Below are 16,994 nucleotides of genomic sequence, written 5' to 3' on the forward strand. Positions count from 1 at the left end.
TTATTTCGTGGCAGTATTGGCGTGAATTATTGCGTCAAGACAAGGCTCGCAATACCATTTGCCATCAAATTGTTTGGCATAACTTGTAACCACTAACTCTTTGCAAGAATGACACTGAACCGCATCAAAGACTTCAGGAACTTTTTCGTAAGGATAATTTTCAAATGTCTGTATTGAAAAAATTTCTTCCCACGGACGAGTTAGCACATCCTCAATTAAGGGTGCCACGACATCCGGATCGAGTTCATAGGGAGGCACGCCTTGAGCTCGCAACTTGAAGAAATCCATATCCAAGCATTGGCTCATGCGTTCGTACCGAGGAACTACTCGAACAGCTTTACGGGTCTTTGGATTAAGCAAGGTTAACGCAAACTTGCCAACAGGTTTACGAACAAAATTGCCTTTTCCAACAGTACATCCTGTGGCAAACATGACCCCGTCGGCAAAGCAGCCAGAAAAATGATGATCGCCTGTTTCCACAATGGCAATAAGTTCTCCCCCGCCCTGTGCTCGTTCAACCCCTAGAATATCCATCGCTAAATGTCCGGCACGCAGCCCTTGCGGCATCGCGGGACATTTGTGACCATGAAAATATTGAGCATCCTTTAATTCCTGAGCGGAAATCGCTGTTTCATTAACAATCATTAAAAACATCTCCTTATAGATAGATTGATTGATCAATCATATTATAGATCACTTTTGGCCCTTTACAATGTATTTATTCAATGTTTTGTCGTTATTGAAATAAGGTCAGCAAATTAACGAACATAGCACGATTAGCGATTTGTATGGGAGATGCGTAAGCAACTGGGCCAAAAATACTGAGGAACCCATCGTAATAATGTAATAGGGGCAATCGTTCCTCAAGGCGCTTAGACTCTTACGACCGGGCCGCGGCTTAGGATATCGAGAACGAAAGACGGGATGACATTGCCAGCCTTCGTGTTTTTGTCTTATTTAGACATCGGAAATTCCCAGAAGAGCATATCTTGCTGTTCGGCTGTCCTTTGTAGGCCCAGTTTCTCTAATATCCGAATGGATGCGAACTTGTCTGGCAGACATTCGGCGGTAATCTATCTGACGGATGGTTTCTCCCATACCCAGCTGACGAAGACATTTCCGATCTCCGTGGCATACCCCTTATTCTGGTAAGTCGGCACAATGTCGTATCCGATTTCTACGTGACCGTCATCATCGGGTAGAGCTTTGCAGTCCATGGAGCCAATGGCGAGCCCATCCGCAGTATGGATAATCATGCCGCTCCACAATCCATAACTGGGATCACGTCTTAACTGGACTAGTATGGTGGGCAACACAAAGTTACGGACGGCGTGGTTCGGGAACCCTTCAGCAAGCATAACGCCCAATAAAGGGTATAGATGGATGGACTGCACAGTCCTGTCTCAGAGAATTCGACGGTCCATGTCGGTGTGTGAGCATGGGCAGCAGTAAGATGAGTTTCAATTCCTCATAGGTAGGCTACAAACCCGTGAGGTGACCGGAGCGATTGCGGGATCCAGTGCGTTTCAATTCCTCATAGGTAGGCTACAAACCCACCACTTCCTGCCATGTGAGACCCCGGTGCCACCACGTTTCAATTCCTCATAGGTAGGCTACAAACGTTTAAGAGGTACAGACTTTTATGAGTCTGTCCCAAGTTTCAATTCCTCATAGGTAGGCTACAAACCGAAATATGAAAAAGTCCGCGAAGCGGTGAAACCCGGTTTCAATTCCTCATAGGTAGGCTACAAACAGGCGCCGACCCCGGTTTGGGGGACGCCGCCCTGGGGTTTCAATTCCTCATAGGTAGGCTACAAACCGTGTTTCGGAACAATTCAATAATATCACACTCACGTTTCAATTCCTCATAGGTAGGCTACAAACGGTGAAGAGTCGTGTCTGGACTGTCTCCAGGCAGGGTTTCAATTCCTCATAGGTAGGCTACAAACAGGACAGTACCAGGGTCCTCGTCTCCCGGAAGGCGGTTTCAATTCCTCATAGGTAGGCTACAAACATTATAGCATGCGCTGTCTGCGCGTGCGTTTTTTTGTTTCAATTCCTCATAGGTAGGCTACAAACTTAAAAAGATTGGTTCAATGGAGAGCAGGGGATTTGGGTTTCAATTCCTCATAGGTAGGCTACAAACGTTATTTTTGTTCCGCGTGTTCTCGGAACAGTCATAGTTTCAATTCCTCATAGGTAGGCTACAAACCGATAACGGATTATGATAATTATCGAATCCGTAAAGCTGTTTCAATTCCTCATAGGTAGGCTACAAACAGCGAATATACAGGACTTTTTAGTTTTATCTATCTCAAAGTTTCAATTCCTCATAGGTAGGCTACAAACTATCGTAGCATCCGCTTGGAAAAATCCGAGTGGATTGTTTCAATTCCTCATAGGTAGGCTACAAACCATTGTTTGCAGTCCTAAAAGAGCAATTGGAATTTGTGTTTCAATTCCTCATAGGTAGGCTACAAACTTCGATGTTGTTGGATTTGTTACTCTCGATATGGCGTTTCAATTCCTCATAGGTAGGCTACAAACCCCTCATAGTCATTGTATCATGTCCTGTATCTAACTCGTTTCAATTCCTCATAGGTAGGCTACAAACCCAAAATTCGCTGGAAAGAAGGTTGGTTTATGGGCTTTGTTTCAATTCCTCATAGGTAGGCTACAAACTGTGGCTACTCTTTTTTTGGCTATGTGGCTATCATGTTTCAATTCCTCATAGGTAGGCTACAAACCCCAGCTACACCAGAAGAAAGCTTAGAAATCCTCTGTTTCAATTCCTCATAGGTAGGCTACAAACAAGAAAACCAAACCCCGGCGAACACGATACAACGCCGGTTTCAATTCCTCATAGGTAGGCTACAAACTCCTTCCACGGATACCCAAGCCCCAGGATGACGAGTGCGTTTCAATTCCTCATAGGTAGGCTACAAACCCCGCCAAAGGACTCTTTCCTGCCTTCTAACCACTCAAGTTTCAATTCCTCATAGGTAGGCTACAAACCATTTTGGATTGATTCTGATATTGTAGTGGAACCAAGTTTCAATTCCTCATAGGTAGGCTACAAACAAAAAGGGTGAAAAGTACTGGCGTAATGATAACAAGTTTCAATTCCTCATAGGTAGGCTACAAACTAAATTCCTCGGAAAGATGCACCATCCCGGCCCACCGCAGTTTCAATTCCTCATAGGTAGGCTACAAACCGCCAGTCGGCCCGGTTTCGTATCGCGGGAAATTGATAGTTTCAATTCCTCATAGGTAGGCTACAAACTGCAAATTCCGCAGTTAGACAGGCAATTGTTGGATGTTTCAATTCCTCATAGGTAGGCTACAAACCCATTTTGCGGCTCGGGACTTGGGTTGTCAATCGAATAATTTGTGGAAAGAATTGGAATTTAACAAAGAAAAAATCCCAAAATGCTTATGCCATAAGGATTTCGGGATTTTCGGAAGTGTCGTCGATCCCCGGGGGTTTTTGCGCTACTGGCGATCGACGACAAAAATAAGGGGTGCCCATGCAATGCCAACAAAGCTATTCATAGTCCTTAAGGCTTGACAAAGTGTTTACGCACGAGAAATTGACCGCGCCCTGGTTTTCCGTAATATTGCCCGTTGTCCACAATTTTTTCACCGCGGGAATAGACATAGCGGATAGCGCCTTGGGTTACTCGTCCCTCATAGGGATTATAATCTACGCGCATATGATGAGTTTTTGCACTCCAGAGCATACTGCCTTCGGGATCGAATATCACCAGATCCGCATCAGAGCCTACAGCAATCGTGCCTTTTCGAGGAAACAATCCAAAGATTTTTGCGGGTGAGGTCGAAGTTATCTCCACAAAGCGATTCAAGGACATGCGTGACTGGCGAACCGTTGCATCATAAAGAAGACTCATCCGTGTTTCCACTCCAGGCGCGCCATTGGGAATTTTGGAAAAATCATTGCGACCTAAGATTTTTTGTTCTTTCATACAAAATGGGCAATGGTCAGTCGATACAACTTGCAAATCATTTCCCGCTAAGCCACGCCATAAATGCGGAGCATGTTCATGTGTCCGTAAGGGAGGAGACATAACATACTTTGCCCCATTAAATCCCTCTTCTTCATAATTGGTGTAATCTAAAAACAGATATTGTGGGCAAGTCTCTGCGAAAACCGCCTGTCCCTTGTCTCGGGCCATTGTCACTTCATCTAGTGCCTGAAGCGCGGACAAATGAACAAAATATACAGGACTGTCCGCCATCTCCGCCAACGCGATCACGCGGTGTGTGGCTTCCGCTTCCGCTTGAGGAGGTCTGGTTAAGGCATGATATTTGGGTTCAACATGTCCCTTCGCTAATGCTTGTTGCACTAAGACATCAATCACACTGCCGTTTTCCGCATGCATAGCAATTAGTGCCCCAAGTTCTCCGGCTCGTTGCAAGGCTTGAAAAATTTCACCATCTGTCACCATAAAAACCCCGGGATAGGCGGTGAACAGCTTAAAGCTCGTCACTCCTCGGTCTACAAGCCACCCCATATCCTTAAGTGTCGTGGGGGTGACTTCGCTTAAAATCATGTGAAATCCATAATCAATGGACGCTTTGCCTTCGGCCTTGCCCAGCCAAGTTTCAAATGCTTCTTGGGCACTATGCCCCCGCTGTTGAATAGCAAAATCGATGATTGTGGTGGTGCCGCCAAAAGCGGCAGCCCGTGTGCCCGTTTCAAAATCATCCGAAGATGTCGTTCCGCCAAATGGCATATCAAAGTGCGTGTGCACATCAATACCACCGGGCAAAATCAATAATCCGTGAGCATCCAGTTCCTCATCGGCTGTAATGGCTAAGCCCTTGCCGATCTGCGTAATGACGCCATCTTCTATCAACAGATCCGCATGATAGTCATCGACGGCGGTGACAATATGACCGTTTTTGATTAACGTTTTCATCCTTCATGCCCTCCATTCCTTAAGTGGTTAAGACAACGATGTAAGTCGGTCTTGGCGTTGTCGCCAGGTTTCCACAATGCCCAAATCATGTTCTTGCATCTCAATACAGCCAGGAACAGGACAAACTAAGGCACAAAGATTACAGCCTACACAGTCTTCTTCTCGTACCACAGGAGACTTCATCTCCGGTCCCTTATCGATACATTGATGTCCCCCGTCATCACACGCCACATAACAAAGATTGCACCCAATACACTTATCCTCGTGGATTTTGGCCACTACTTTATAGGAATAGGACAGGCGTAAATCATTCCAATCGCCCACTTTATTGGCAGACCGTCCGACAATATCCTCGACCCGGGCCACCCCTTTAGCATTCAAATAATCGTTAAGCCCCTCTGTCATCGAGCGAATAATGCGAAACCCATAATGCATCGCCGCTGTACAAACCTGGACCGCTTGTGCCCCCAAAAGCAAATATTCCACAGCGTCTTGCCACGACTCAATGCCCCCAATTCCCACCAAAGGAACTTTCACTTTCCGGTCATTGGCCAAAGCCGATACCATATAAAGACCAATAGGTTTAACAGCCGGTCCGCAATATCCCCCATGGGACCCTCGGCCATCAATTTGAGGGCGGGGCAACCATGTGTCCAGATCAACCCCCATGACACTGTTTATGGTATTGATAAGGGAAAGGGCATCAGCCCCACCTTGCACCGCGGCCCGTCCGGGATTTCGAATATCCGTCACATTGGGAGTCAATTTTACGATCACAGGCAAACGTGAATCCGCCTTAGCATAGGCCGTAATTTGTTCGGTATATTCTGGGACTTGACCAATAACGGAACCCATACCGCGCTCATTCATGCCGTGCGGACAGCCAAAATTTAGTTCTACGCCGTCCGCTCCGGTATCTTCAACGCGGTGCATCATGTCTTTCCACATCTCCGGGATTGAAGGCAGCATCAAGGAGACAACAACGGCATGCTCGGGAAAGCGCCGTTTCACTTCGGCAATTTCCCGCAAGTTATCTTCGATCGGTCGATCAGAAATTAACTCCACGTTATTGAGACCCATCATGCGGCGATTGCCATAATCAATAGACGCCAGACGGGAACTCACATTAATGACCGGTTCCCCGACGGTTTTCCACACGGCTCCGCCCCAACCCTCATCAAAAGCTTTCATCACTTGATATGCCGTATTAGTTAACGGTCCGGATGCCAACCAAAAGGGATTGGGCGCCGAGATTCCGGCCACATTGACAGATAAGTCAGCCATTTAGACATTTCCCTCCTTTGCGTAGCGCTTGACAATGTCCTGTGCAGCTTGCTTCCCTTGTTGGACAGCGCTCACCACAGTGGCCTCTTGAGGCGCCAAGCAGTCCCCAATGGCGTACACACGGGAAACAGAGGTTTCAAAAGTGAGGGGATTAACGGTGGGCACATGGTTTTCTTGCTGAATGCCTAAGGCTAGCCAAGGACTACTGAAACGGCTTTGTCCGGTGGCGATAATCACACTATCACACGGCATTTCAAAATCACTGTTCTCTTTGATTACTAAGGGCTGATGGCGTAACGATCTGCCTGGTACGTCACTTGGGGCTAAAGCCGACTGCTTACAGTGCACCCCTTTGACCCGGTTATCTCCAAGAATCGCGGTAACAACTGTCCACCATTTATAATTCACACCCTCATGTTTCGCAAACTCGTATTCATAGGCATAGGCCGGCATGGCCTCTTCACCGCGCCGGTACAAAATCGTGACCTCGGTAGCGCCGAGACGTTTGGCACAGGTGGCAGCATCCACTGCCGTATTTCCGGCACCAATCACCACGACCCGCGAGCCCAGATCGATGGCCTCATAATCACCCATTTTCGTTAAAGCAATCAGCTCCAGCGCATTATATACACCTCTCAACTCTTCTCCGGGAATCCCCAAAGCGGGTACCGGCCCAAGTCCCACCGCAATAATCAGGACATCGTGGCGGGATTTCACTTCTTCCCAGCTCACATCGCGGCCCACATTTATGCCGTAGTGGAACTGAACCCCTAACGCCTGAACTTGCTGAACTTCCCATTGGCTCACCGCTAAGGGTTCCCGGAATTCCACAATACCGTAGGTATCAAGACCTCCTGCCTGTTCACGCGCTTCATAAATCATGACCTCACATCCATACCGCCGTAATTCCGCCGCGGCGGCTAATGCCGCCGGTCCCGATCCGACAATGCCGACATTAGCGTGCACCTTGACCGATTTCGCTGGCAACACGGGAAATCCTTGGTTCATGGCATAATCGGTGGCCACCCGCTGCAAACGCCCAATACTGACCGCTCGCGAATCTTTGGTTCTGACGCAAGCCCCTTCACATAACACTTCAGTTGGGCAAATGCGGGCACAGGTACTACCCAAAATGTTGTCATCGAAAATTACCCGGGCCGCCCCTTGTAGATGCCCTTCGGCTATATGCCGGATAAATTCAGGAACATTAATTCCCGTCGGACAATGTGACATACACGGCGCATCATAACAGTAATAACAGCGTAAAGCTTCATCACGGGCTTCTTGCCACGACATGGGTGCCATGACTTCCTCAAAACCCAAATGGGTCGGTATCAATTCACAATCCTCCTCTCCCAAGATGTTGACCTTTCTTCTTACGGGCGTGACCGGGAACTTTTCTGTCCATTACGCATCCAGCCAAATATGGGGATTTTGTCATGTTTCAAGCGCGCACCAAAGGAATTCCCGTGAAGACGTGAAGAGTTCAAATGCTATCCCAGATCACTACCCTGCATGCCTTCGGCCGCATTACAAGGCGGTTAAGGGATCATAGGTTTCGGGACGGCGATCGCGGAAAAATTGCCAGGTATTGCGCACTTCACGAATCATATCTAAATCGGCATCCCCAATCACGACTTCGGACTGATCTGAGCTTCCGACCGCCACAAATTGTCCTCTGGGATCCACCAAATAACTTTCGCCATAAAATTCCCCCATGTTCCATGGCGCTTCGACTCCTACCCGATTAATCGCTCCCACGAAATAGCCATTAGCCACAGCATGGGCAGGCTGTTCTAACTTCCACAAATACTTGGAGAGACCCGCCACAGTCGCGGAAGGGTTAAAGACAATTTCGGCACCATGAAGTCCTAGAGCCCGGGCCCCTTCCGGAAAATGACGATCATAACAGATATAAACCCCAATGCGTCCTACCGCTGTCTCAAATACGGGATAGCCCAAATTGCCAGGACGGAAATAAAATTTCTCCCAGAACCCAGTATCGGGATGTGGTCCCGCCTGCACCTGAGGAATATGACTCTTTCGGTATTTGCCAAGATATTGACCATCTGCATCGATGACGGCTGCCGCATTATAATAGACCCCTGGCTGCTCCTCTTCGTAGAGGGGCACAATTAACACCATTTGCGTCTCTTTGGCCACACTTTGCATCATCTTTGTCGTCGGACCATCCGGAATCTTTTCGGTCAGCTCATACCACTTCGGGTTCTGTTCGGCACAGAAATAGGGCCCGACAAATAATTCTTGTAGGCACACAATTTGTGCGCCGCGTGCCTTGGCTTCATAAATCATGCCCAGGTGTTTATCCACCGCATAAGCTTTATGCACTGAGACCGGTTCTTCTCCGGGTACTTCGTGGTGGGATTGAATGAGACCCACGCGCACGATATGACTCATAATCTGATTCCCTCCATCGACGATTGTCAAATTTTTTGCTCTCAAACCTCTTGCCCTCGATTACAAGAATAAATAGGGATTGGTTAGAGATTTTTAGGAGCATGCAAACATCCGGACAGGTAATCTAGGCAGGACAATCACTGATTCTCTTAAGAAGGCCATACTCTTCTTTCACTATACGAACTCATCATGCGAATAACAGCCGACACGGGAACGAATTTTTCAGGATAAAACGTGACATTTTGTCTGGGCAGTTTGCACAAAATGCTGTCTAACGATAATGAATGCGCGTGGGCGAAAGAGTTTTGATCTCAGGATGTTGTTCCATTAAGCGGATCAATGCCGTTTTCAACATAAGAAGGGCGTCATCCACTTCTGTGCGAGTGACCGATAAAGGGGGGGCAATACGGAGCACATTGTGATATAAGCCACCGAGTCCCAGCAATAATCCTTCTTGGCGGGCTAATTCATGGATGGATGACGCCAATTCTGGCGCAGGAATTTTGTTTTCCCGCACAATTTCAATTCCTTGCATAAGCCCCATTCCCCGCACGTCACCGATTACAGGATACTGATCCGATAACTCCTCAAGTCCTGCCCGAAGCACGGCACCCAATTCTTTGGCATTTTCCACTAAATGTTCTTCATCGATGACATCTAAGGTGGCTAGCGCTGCTTGCATGGAGACGGGATTGCCGCCAAAGGTGGAAATTGTGGGTCCCCGGTAACTTTGCGCAACATCTGGGGTTGTAATCGTAGCCCCAATGGGCATGCCATTGGCTAATCCTTTAGCAAAAGTCATAATATCCGGGGTCACCCCGTAATGTTCAATGCCAAAGGGCTTACCCGTTCGCCCAAAACCTGTTTGCACTTCATCGTCGATAAAGAGTCCCCCGTGCCTCCGCGTTATCTCCACGGTTTTCTCAAAGAAACCCACTGGCGGGGTAATAAATCCGCCCACGCCCTGAATGGGTTCCGCAATGAATGCGGCAATTCGTCCTGATGTGCTGGTTTGAATAAACTCCTCAAGATCCTGGGCGCAATCGATAGCACAGCGATCCGGGGTTTTGCCAAAGGGACAGCGGTAACAATAGGCATTGTGCGTATGGCGTATAGGCAAATGCATCCCGCCTCCGGCCAGTTTCCAATCAGCCTGTCCCGTCAGGCCCATGGTCATGTGCGAACGGCCTGAATAACTGTGGCGCAAGGCGATGATATCGTGCTGGCCGGTGGCTAATTGCGCCATCACCAGTGCGGTTTCGTTAGCTTCGGTACCACTGGTGGTGAAAAAGCTTTGGGTTAAAAAACCGGGCGTGATCTGCGCCAGACGCTCAGCTAACCGCACCATCGGCTCAGTTAAATAAAGCGTGGAGGTATGAAGAAATTGCTGGGCTTGCTCGACAATCGCTTGCACCACTTTCGGATGACTATGGCCCACAGAGACCGTCAATATTCCTCCAAAAAAATCCAAATAGCGCTCTCCGTTGGCACCAAAGACATACCGTTCTTGCCCGCGCACAATGGTAAGCGGGTTTTGGTAATATAAACTGATTCCTGGCACTAAATAACGTTTTTGCCGCTCAATGAGATCCATCGAATCCACAGATATGGAATTCTCAGCCATCTTGGACGCGTCGTAGGTCATCTCTTTGGTCCCTGCCTTTCATGTCATCATCTAATCAATGAAGCTGAGATCATGCTAACAAACAGCTCTGTTTAAAACATTAGACAATCTGTCATGATTTCTCCCTCTTTCGTTATGACATTTCTCTATGAATGTGATCACAACCCAAATAGCTGCCCATAAGATGTTAAGGGCATGGTCGAAACATTTAGCCGCTTTAAAGCCCACCACAACGCCGCCTGTACCGAGTCAATCACGGGCTTATGGTTCTTCTTTTCCCACGGTCTCACCACCACACTCCCATTCATGTTGGTGCAAAAAATCATGGAAGCCTGGGCGCGGTCATCGGCAACGTCTTGAAGGCACTTAAGAATTGTGTCAGGCGTAATACGGGCAAAATCAGTATTTTGGGTCAAACCCAAATGACAATCTTTGACGACGCCAATTCCCATTGCAGCAAAATTTCTCACAATACGTTGATTCAGTTCTTCAATGTATGGCGTCACTAGACTGATCGATCCCACTCCTAAAGCCTTGGTCGCTTCTCGTGTCGCCTCAAGCGCCGTAGTCACCGGAACCTGGGCGCGAGATGATAAATGTTCGGCAAGCGCACGGTCCCAATCGATTCCTAGCCATCCTCCGCTGGTTCCATTCCAAATCAATTCATCAACCTCCGCACTCACAAGTTGATCGCAGGCCTGGTCAAAGGCGTCCCATTCAAACTGGCGAAAAGATGCCTCGGTTGCCTCGATGCGAACCACGGGCAGTCTGGCAAAATGAAGACTCACTCCCGGTATGCTGGATATGAGCTCATAGCTGCGCGGTTCCACAATGGTATTCGAAGATGGCAGCATTATTCCAATTTTTTGTTGTATATCTGACACAGTGTACGGATATTCCTCCTAAATTTCTGACATTTTGTCCATGATCTTCGGACATATTTTCGATTATTGTGGAATTGATTCTAACACATTTCTCACATCAAACGTGCAAACGTGAAAGGAGCGATGATTGATGGCGGCGATGGAAAATGATTCGCGGTTAATGAATCCCGATTTACTGCCGGTTCCCCCGGCGCAACAAACGTGGAATATGTATAATTACGCAGCCTTGTGGATTGGCATGTCGCACAACGTGGCGACATATCTTCTGGCCGCAGGCTTCATTGCCCTCGGCATGACCTGGTGGGAAGCCATTTTAACCATCGTGCTGGGGAATCTCATTGTCTTGATCCCGATTCTCCTGAATTCCAATCCCGGTACCAAATACCGTATCCCGTTTCCGGTTTTAGCCCGGGCCTCGTTTGGCGTTTATGGTGCGACCATTCCTTCCATCCTGCGAGGATTGGTGGCGGCAGGATGGTTCGGGATTAACGCCGCCATTGGCGGTTCAGCGGTCAACTCCCTATTTGGCCTCATCATTCCGGGATGGAATCATTGGGCCCAACATGGTACGTTCGTAGGATTAACTTTGGGTGGCTGGATAGCCTTCCTGTTATTCTGGTTTCTTAATGTCTGGGTCATCTATCACGGCATGGACGCGGTTCGCCGTTTCGAAAATTGGGCTGGACCTTTGGTGCTGGTCTTAGGGCTTGTCTTATTATTTTGGGCCCATCATGCCGCCCATGGCTGGGGGCCAATGATTAATCAAAAAGGCAGTTTGCATACGTTCTCCCAATTCTTTGTGGTCTTTATTCCTTCATTGACGGGGGTCATAGCGTTTTGGTCGACATTGTCGCTGAATATTCCGGACTTTACCCGCTTTAGCCGCTCGCAAAAAGACCAGCTCTGGGGACAAACCTTAGGCCTCCCCACAACGATGACGCTCTTTTCGTTAATCGGGATCTTAGTCACCTCGGCATCTATTGTCATTTACGGCAAAGCCATTTGGGATCCTGTGTCCTTAATCATGATGTTTAAGAATCCCTTCACTGAAGTGATTGGACTTGGCGCTGTCATTATTGCCACCTTATCCGTCAATGTCGCCGCGAACATTGTGGCGCCGGCGTATGACTTATCGCAAATCTTCCCCCGGATGACATTTGAGCGCGGAGGATTGATTACTGCCATTATTGGAATCTTGATGTTTCCCTGGCTTTTGCTTTCTAATCCCCACATCTACATTTTTAGCTGGTTAGGGATTTATTCTGGATTTCTCGGACCCATTGCCGCCATATTAATCGCCGATTACTGGGTTTACCGCAAAAAAGTCCTTAATGTGGCCGATCTGTACCACACCCATGGCGATTATACCTATCGTGGGGGCTATAACCCAAATGGGATGATTGCGCTGGGGGCAGGGATTCTGATCGCCCTTATTGGGCTTGCCGTTCCTCCTTTGAAATGGCTTTTCAGCTACGCCTGGTTTTCGGGATTTGCCGTCTCTTTTATTGTCTATTTGATTCTGATGAACCGCTCACAGGCGTCCTTGGCGGGAACGGAGAGTCCCCCAGTCATCGCTTTAGATCGAAGGGGGCCGTAATGGATCTGGAACTCACCAATCAAATTGTTGTGATTACTGGAGGCAGCCGCGGGATTGGCTACGCGGTTGCCGAAGGCTTTTTGCAGGAAGGAGCCCACGTCGCGTTAATCGCTCAAAACGCCGACCGGCTAAAAACGGCCCAAAAACGCTTACATGAACAATTTCCTCATCAAGAGATTTTGGCCGTGGCCGCCGATTTATCTACTGAAGATCAAGCCGCTCAAGCTATTTCTCAAATTCTGTCTCACTTTGAGCATATCGATGTGCTAATCAATAATGCAGGCAATGCTCCGGGGCGACTCCTTGAGGATTTGACGGATGATATGTGGGAAAAAGCTCTCTCAGTGAAGTTTTTAGGTTATGTGCGCATGATGCGCCAAGTGCTTCCCATCTTCCAAGAACAAAAACACGGCGTGATTGTCAATGTCGTAGGCAATGACGGTACAAAATACCCCTATTGGGAAATTAGTGGCACAGCCGCTAATGCCGCTGATTTAGCCGTAAGCCAGGCTCTCGCCAAACAGTACGGGCGCTATCACATCCGCATTAATTCCGTCAATCCAGGACCGGTCGAAACCGATCGCTGGTGGAACTTGATGGCGGACTTTGCCCGTGATCATATCATGACCCCTCAAGAAGCTCATGCGCTGTTTTGCCAGTCGATTCCCATAGGCCGTATTGCCACGCCCAAAGAAGTGGCCGACGTGGTTCTGTTTCTGGCATCACCGCGGGCCAGTTTTGTTCACGGTGCGATAATTGCCGTCGATGGCGATCAAGATAAAAGCGTGATTGATTGGCTGTCTTATCACAAAAAGCCGTGAAATATTTTTAATGAACGCTTTTGTGCTGTGAGCCAAATTCCTCAGACATGATAGGTTTTAGCCCCTGTTTATCTTCCGGCATGCCTATAATGTCTCATATCCATCATGTCCCATGTTCAAAACGGAACACAAGTCGTTTTGCGAGAGGGGGTTCATAGGATGTTACGTGTTCGGGATGTGTTAGCAAGGAATCTCTTTGTTCCCGCGCAGGTGGTCGCAGGTCATCAGGGGCTTGAGAGGCCTGTCAAATGGGTGCATGTCGGCGAAATTCCCAACATCGGCGATTATCTCCGGGGCGGGGAATTGGTTTTAACCACGGGATTAGGTCTTGGTACCCCTGAAAATCGGAAAATGTTTATGGATGGGCTCATTGAGGCGCTAGCCGCTGGCCTCGTCGTTGAACTTGGCACCTACTTTCAGGAACTTCCTCCCGATCTGCTCGAAATGGGTAACCAGCATGATTTTCCCTTAATCGTCTTTCCTCATTCCGTGCGTTTTCTAGACCTATCTCAAGAAGTGAATAGTCTCTTATTGAGTCAGCATCATAAGATTTTAGAAGATCTCGATGCGTTGTCGAGTTGTCTTCGTAAAGTGCTCTTGAATACCGAAGGACTTCCCAGCTTATTTGGCACCAGTTATGACACCCTAAAACGCCCCATCGCTTATGTTCCCCGCGATCATGGTACACCTATGCTGTGGGGCGAATGGCCCTTTGCCGTCCTCCCTTATCAAGATGAAGCCCCGCACCCCATTTTCTGCCCTCATCCCCTTCCCCACTTACGCCAATCGATCACAGTTTTTGGCCACCCCGTGGGCGACGTGTTATTTCTCCTGCCATCTTTACAGGTTGATGAATACTGGTACCTAGCTCTTGATCGGGTCACAACAGCTGCTGCCCAAGAAGTCATTCGCGCCGACACCCTAGAAAAACGTAAACGGCACGAAGAAGGTGTGTTACTCGAACAGTTGCTATTTAATCAAAACCCGGCACCCGAACTCATCAGGCGGTTTCGTTCGCGTTATAATTATGGACATCACAAAAGCTTTCGTGTCATGCTTATGGAGAGTACCGTCCATCAGGCAGCAAACACCTTGGGAATGTTGCTGCGAGACTTATCCACCCTGTTTACCACCGCGGTGATGGAACACGATGAGCGCATGGCCACCGTCGTCATGGGACGTCCTAGGGACATTGAGCGATTACCAGACCGTATTCGGGCTTTTTTTGCCATTCATCCCACCGTGCCTGTGGCTCCAATGGGCATATCAAACAGTCATTATCCGGTCGAAGAGATTCATCAAGCCTTCGGGGAAGCACATGATGCGGCCACCATAGCGCGGCTAAGTCCGCCTGGCCCAGCCATTCGGTGTTATGAAAAATTAGGCGCGTACCGCTGGATTTTGTCGACTCCCATTACCGAGCTTGAAGAGCGTGTGATTCATCCAGAACTTGATCCGTTGTTAAACTCCTCGAAGAAACATACTCATGGACTATTAGAAACCCTGGAAGCACTCCTCATGCTGCAAGGCTCAAAGGTCGATGTCTCCCAAGTCTTAGGGATTCATCGCCAAACTCTTTACGCCCGCATACGCTCCCTCAAAATGTTGCTGGGGGATGACTTTATGGTCTTTGAACGCCGTGTGGCCTTGGAAAATGCGATTTTGGCTCACCGTTATGTACGTCTGTATAAGCACAGTAATTCTTCTTCTCCTACCCTCGTTCGCCAGTTCCTCTAATTTCCGGTACCTAGATAACGAAGTCTGCGAGTTGATGGATGACGACCAAAAGTTTCGGTAAATCCATAAAAAGACATACCCGGTCACGACGTGGGAGACCGGATATGTCATCGGCTGAATGAGTTCACCTAAAACCTATAACGTATATTGTGTTTTCACAAGCGGCCAAAGTCCTTTGTCCTCAAGCAAGGTGCGCGGTAATAATAAGGAGAGTTGAACAGTCCCCGGTAACCGGGTAATTTGTACTTCGCCGGTCACTGTCGCACGATTCATCACTTCATCGCGTGATATCCCAAGAAATTGGTGGGCCCTCTCAATCGCGTTATCGACCGCCGCGTTCAAATCTTTGCCGGTTCCGATAAATTGGACGGGTCCCATGTCGGTATCGGCAAAGATGTCATATTGCTTGGCTAAGGCGGCAAAAGATTGACGTTCTTCCACTGTATAGGGTTTGGCAATGCGCGGCAAATCTTCCCCATTGGGTAAGAGAATGGGACCTGGCAAATTAACGCCTTTTAACACGTCCACCCGGATGGTAATGTCGGCCGTAATATCAATGCTATGCACAGCCAGCTCACCCCGGCCCATAATCGAATGGGCATCTCCCATATAAACCCCAGCACCTGGAACCTTTACAGGACAAAGCAATACCGCGCCCGGGCGAACGTCCGTGCAGTCTAAATGGGCATCGGTGCGCACAGCGTCTAACTCCTCTTCACTTAAGCCATATTCATGAGGCGCATCGACTAAAAAGGCGCCAAAGTCACCGGCATTATGCGAGTCAGGAATCGTTTTGGCGGGCATGGTCCCAATATTTCCAATGCATGGACGGACGCGGATGGGAAGGCCCGTCAGTTCATGTGCGGCGAACACCAAAATCGGGTATTGCTCACTTTGTTCAGGCAACGAGGCGAAGCGCTTAGCCTCAGCAGCAAACTGTTCCGCATGGGTTTGGTCAACCGCTATAGCCGCATTATGGTCACGATCAAAGACCACAGTATATCCCTGGCGAAAATGAAAGGGACTGGCTTCCGCTCCACAGTGGACACAGCGAATCGATTCTTCACCAATGCCTTGTAACTGTGTTTGGGGCCAGGGTCGTCCACATCCCGGACATTTTTTCGCAACAAAGGCGTCGCCTTCACAGGCTTTGTCGTTTACACGCATCGTCCCGGTACTAGCCGCAAGCGACAGCACCCGAACGTCTTCGATATACAGCGCCACCGCATCCCCAATTTCCGCATTTTCAATATAGACGGGTTGGGTGACCTCATGACCCCCACGAAAATCTGGCGTAATCATGGGTCCCCAACAACCGGGCGGCGTAATGGCACGAATCCGGCTACCACTTTGAACCGTCGCAAAAAAACCGGTATCTGGCCCAATTAGTCCGTGGGTAAAGCGGTTAACGAATAACGTGGTCTCTGTCTGGGACATACTCATTCTCCTTTCAGCGATGGTCAAAGAAGGTCAAATAAGATCAACGAAGAGAACGAGAAACAGGAAAAAGAGGTTATATGATATTACTAACTTTACTGAACATTATACAATTTGACTAATTATATTATTTGACTAATTATATTAGGGAAGAAATCTTGTGTAATGGGCCCAAAAAGTTCACCATGGGCAGTAAAGCCACCCCATGCCAAATCGCTTGATGAATCGCCAGAAGATAACAGCAGGTTATCT

Annotated in this window: 12 protein-coding genes and 1 CRISPR repeat array; of the genes, 3 read left to right on the forward strand and 9 right to left on the reverse strand. The window is 48.4% G+C overall.

All coding sequences use genetic code 11. The features are described from left to right. From AOA63_RS09265 to AOA63_RS09300, 8 genes are all read right to left on the reverse strand, one after another. Complete coding sequence (locus AOA63_RS09265; protein ID WP_053959433.1) at window positions 1–645, reverse strand: FmdE family protein; 645 nt, start codon at window positions 643–645, stop codon at window positions 1–3. A gap of 428 nt (window positions 646–1,073) precedes the next feature. Then, on the reverse strand, window positions 1,074–1,313 hold the full coding sequence (locus AOA63_RS09270) for a GNAT family N-acetyltransferase (RefSeq protein ID WP_171822671.1): 240 nt from the start codon (window positions 1,311–1,313) through the stop codon (window positions 1,074–1,076). A gap of 144 nt (window positions 1,314–1,457) precedes the next feature. Then, a CRISPR array of direct repeats spans window positions 1,458–3,348; the repeat unit is 30 nt; unit sequence GTTTCAATTCCTCATAGGTAGGCTACAAAC. Between the two features lie 209 nt (window positions 3,349–3,557). Next, the gene (gene hydA / locus AOA63_RS09275) at window positions 3,558–4,940 is read right to left on the reverse strand and encodes a dihydropyrimidinase (protein ID WP_053959435.1); all 1,383 of its coding nucleotides are present in this window, start codon (window positions 4,938–4,940) and stop codon (window positions 3,558–3,560) included. 27 nt (window positions 4,941–4,967) lie between these two features. Next, window positions 4,968–6,224: an NAD-dependent dihydropyrimidine dehydrogenase subunit PreA gene (preA, locus tag AOA63_RS09280; RefSeq protein ID WP_053959436.1), complete on the reverse strand. Its 1,257-nt coding sequence runs from the start codon at window positions 6,222–6,224 to the stop codon at window positions 4,968–4,970. Then, window positions 6,225–7,562, reverse strand: coding sequence for an NAD(P)-dependent oxidoreductase (locus AOA63_RS09285; protein ID WP_242848306.1), 1,338 nt, complete (start codon window positions 7,560–7,562; stop codon window positions 6,225–6,227). Between the two features lie 192 nt (window positions 7,563–7,754). Beyond that, window positions 7,755–8,642, reverse strand: coding sequence for a nitrilase-related carbon-nitrogen hydrolase (locus tag AOA63_RS09290; protein WP_053959437.1), 888 nt, complete (start codon window positions 8,640–8,642; stop codon window positions 7,755–7,757). Between the two features lie 271 nt (window positions 8,643–8,913). Next, window positions 8,914–10,236 (reverse strand): aspartate aminotransferase family protein, encoded by a 1,323-nt coding sequence (locus tag AOA63_RS09295; RefSeq protein ID WP_053960666.1) that lies wholly within the window; start codon window positions 10,234–10,236, stop codon window positions 8,914–8,916. Between the two features lie 188 nt (window positions 10,237–10,424). Further along, window positions 10,425–11,150, reverse strand: coding sequence for a maleate cis-trans isomerase family protein (locus AOA63_RS09300; protein ID WP_053959438.1), 726 nt, complete (start codon window positions 11,148–11,150; stop codon window positions 10,425–10,427). A gap of 130 nt (window positions 11,151–11,280) precedes the next feature. On the opposite strand from AOA63_RS09300, the gene AOA63_RS09305 reads away from it, so the two are divergent. The 3 genes from AOA63_RS09305 to AOA63_RS09315 all read left to right on the forward strand — a co-directional run bounded on the left by AOA63_RS09305 (window position 11,281) and on the right by AOA63_RS09315 (window position 15,305). Continuing rightward, window positions 11,281–12,747: an NCS1 family nucleobase:cation symporter-1 gene (locus AOA63_RS09305; RefSeq protein WP_053959439.1), complete on the forward strand. Its 1,467-nt coding sequence runs from the start codon at window positions 11,281–11,283 to the stop codon at window positions 12,745–12,747. After that, a complete protein-coding gene (locus AOA63_RS09310) occupies window positions 12,747–13,568 on the forward strand; it encodes an SDR family NAD(P)-dependent oxidoreductase (RefSeq protein ID WP_053959440.1) in 822 nt (273 codons plus the stop codon). The genes AOA63_RS09305 and AOA63_RS09310 overlap by 1 nt, the downstream gene beginning before the upstream one ends. A 159-nt stretch (window positions 13,569–13,727) precedes the next feature. After that, a complete protein-coding gene (locus AOA63_RS09315; protein ID WP_053959441.1) occupies window positions 13,728–15,305 on the forward strand; it encodes a PucR family transcriptional regulator in 1,578 nt (525 codons plus the stop codon). Between the two features lie 135 nt (window positions 15,306–15,440). Here AOA63_RS09315 and AOA63_RS09320 read toward each other — a convergent pair whose 3' ends face one another. Continuing rightward, a complete protein-coding gene (locus tag AOA63_RS09320) occupies window positions 15,441–16,742 on the reverse strand; it encodes an acetamidase/formamidase family protein (RefSeq protein WP_197648384.1) in 1,302 nt (433 codons plus the stop codon). Between the last annotated feature and the right edge of the window lie 252 nt (window positions 16,743–16,994).

This window comes from Sulfobacillus thermosulfidooxidans, assembly GCF_001280565.1.
GTDB lineage: Bacteria > Bacillota > Sulfobacillia > Sulfobacillales > Sulfobacillaceae > Sulfobacillus > Sulfobacillus thermosulfidooxidans_A.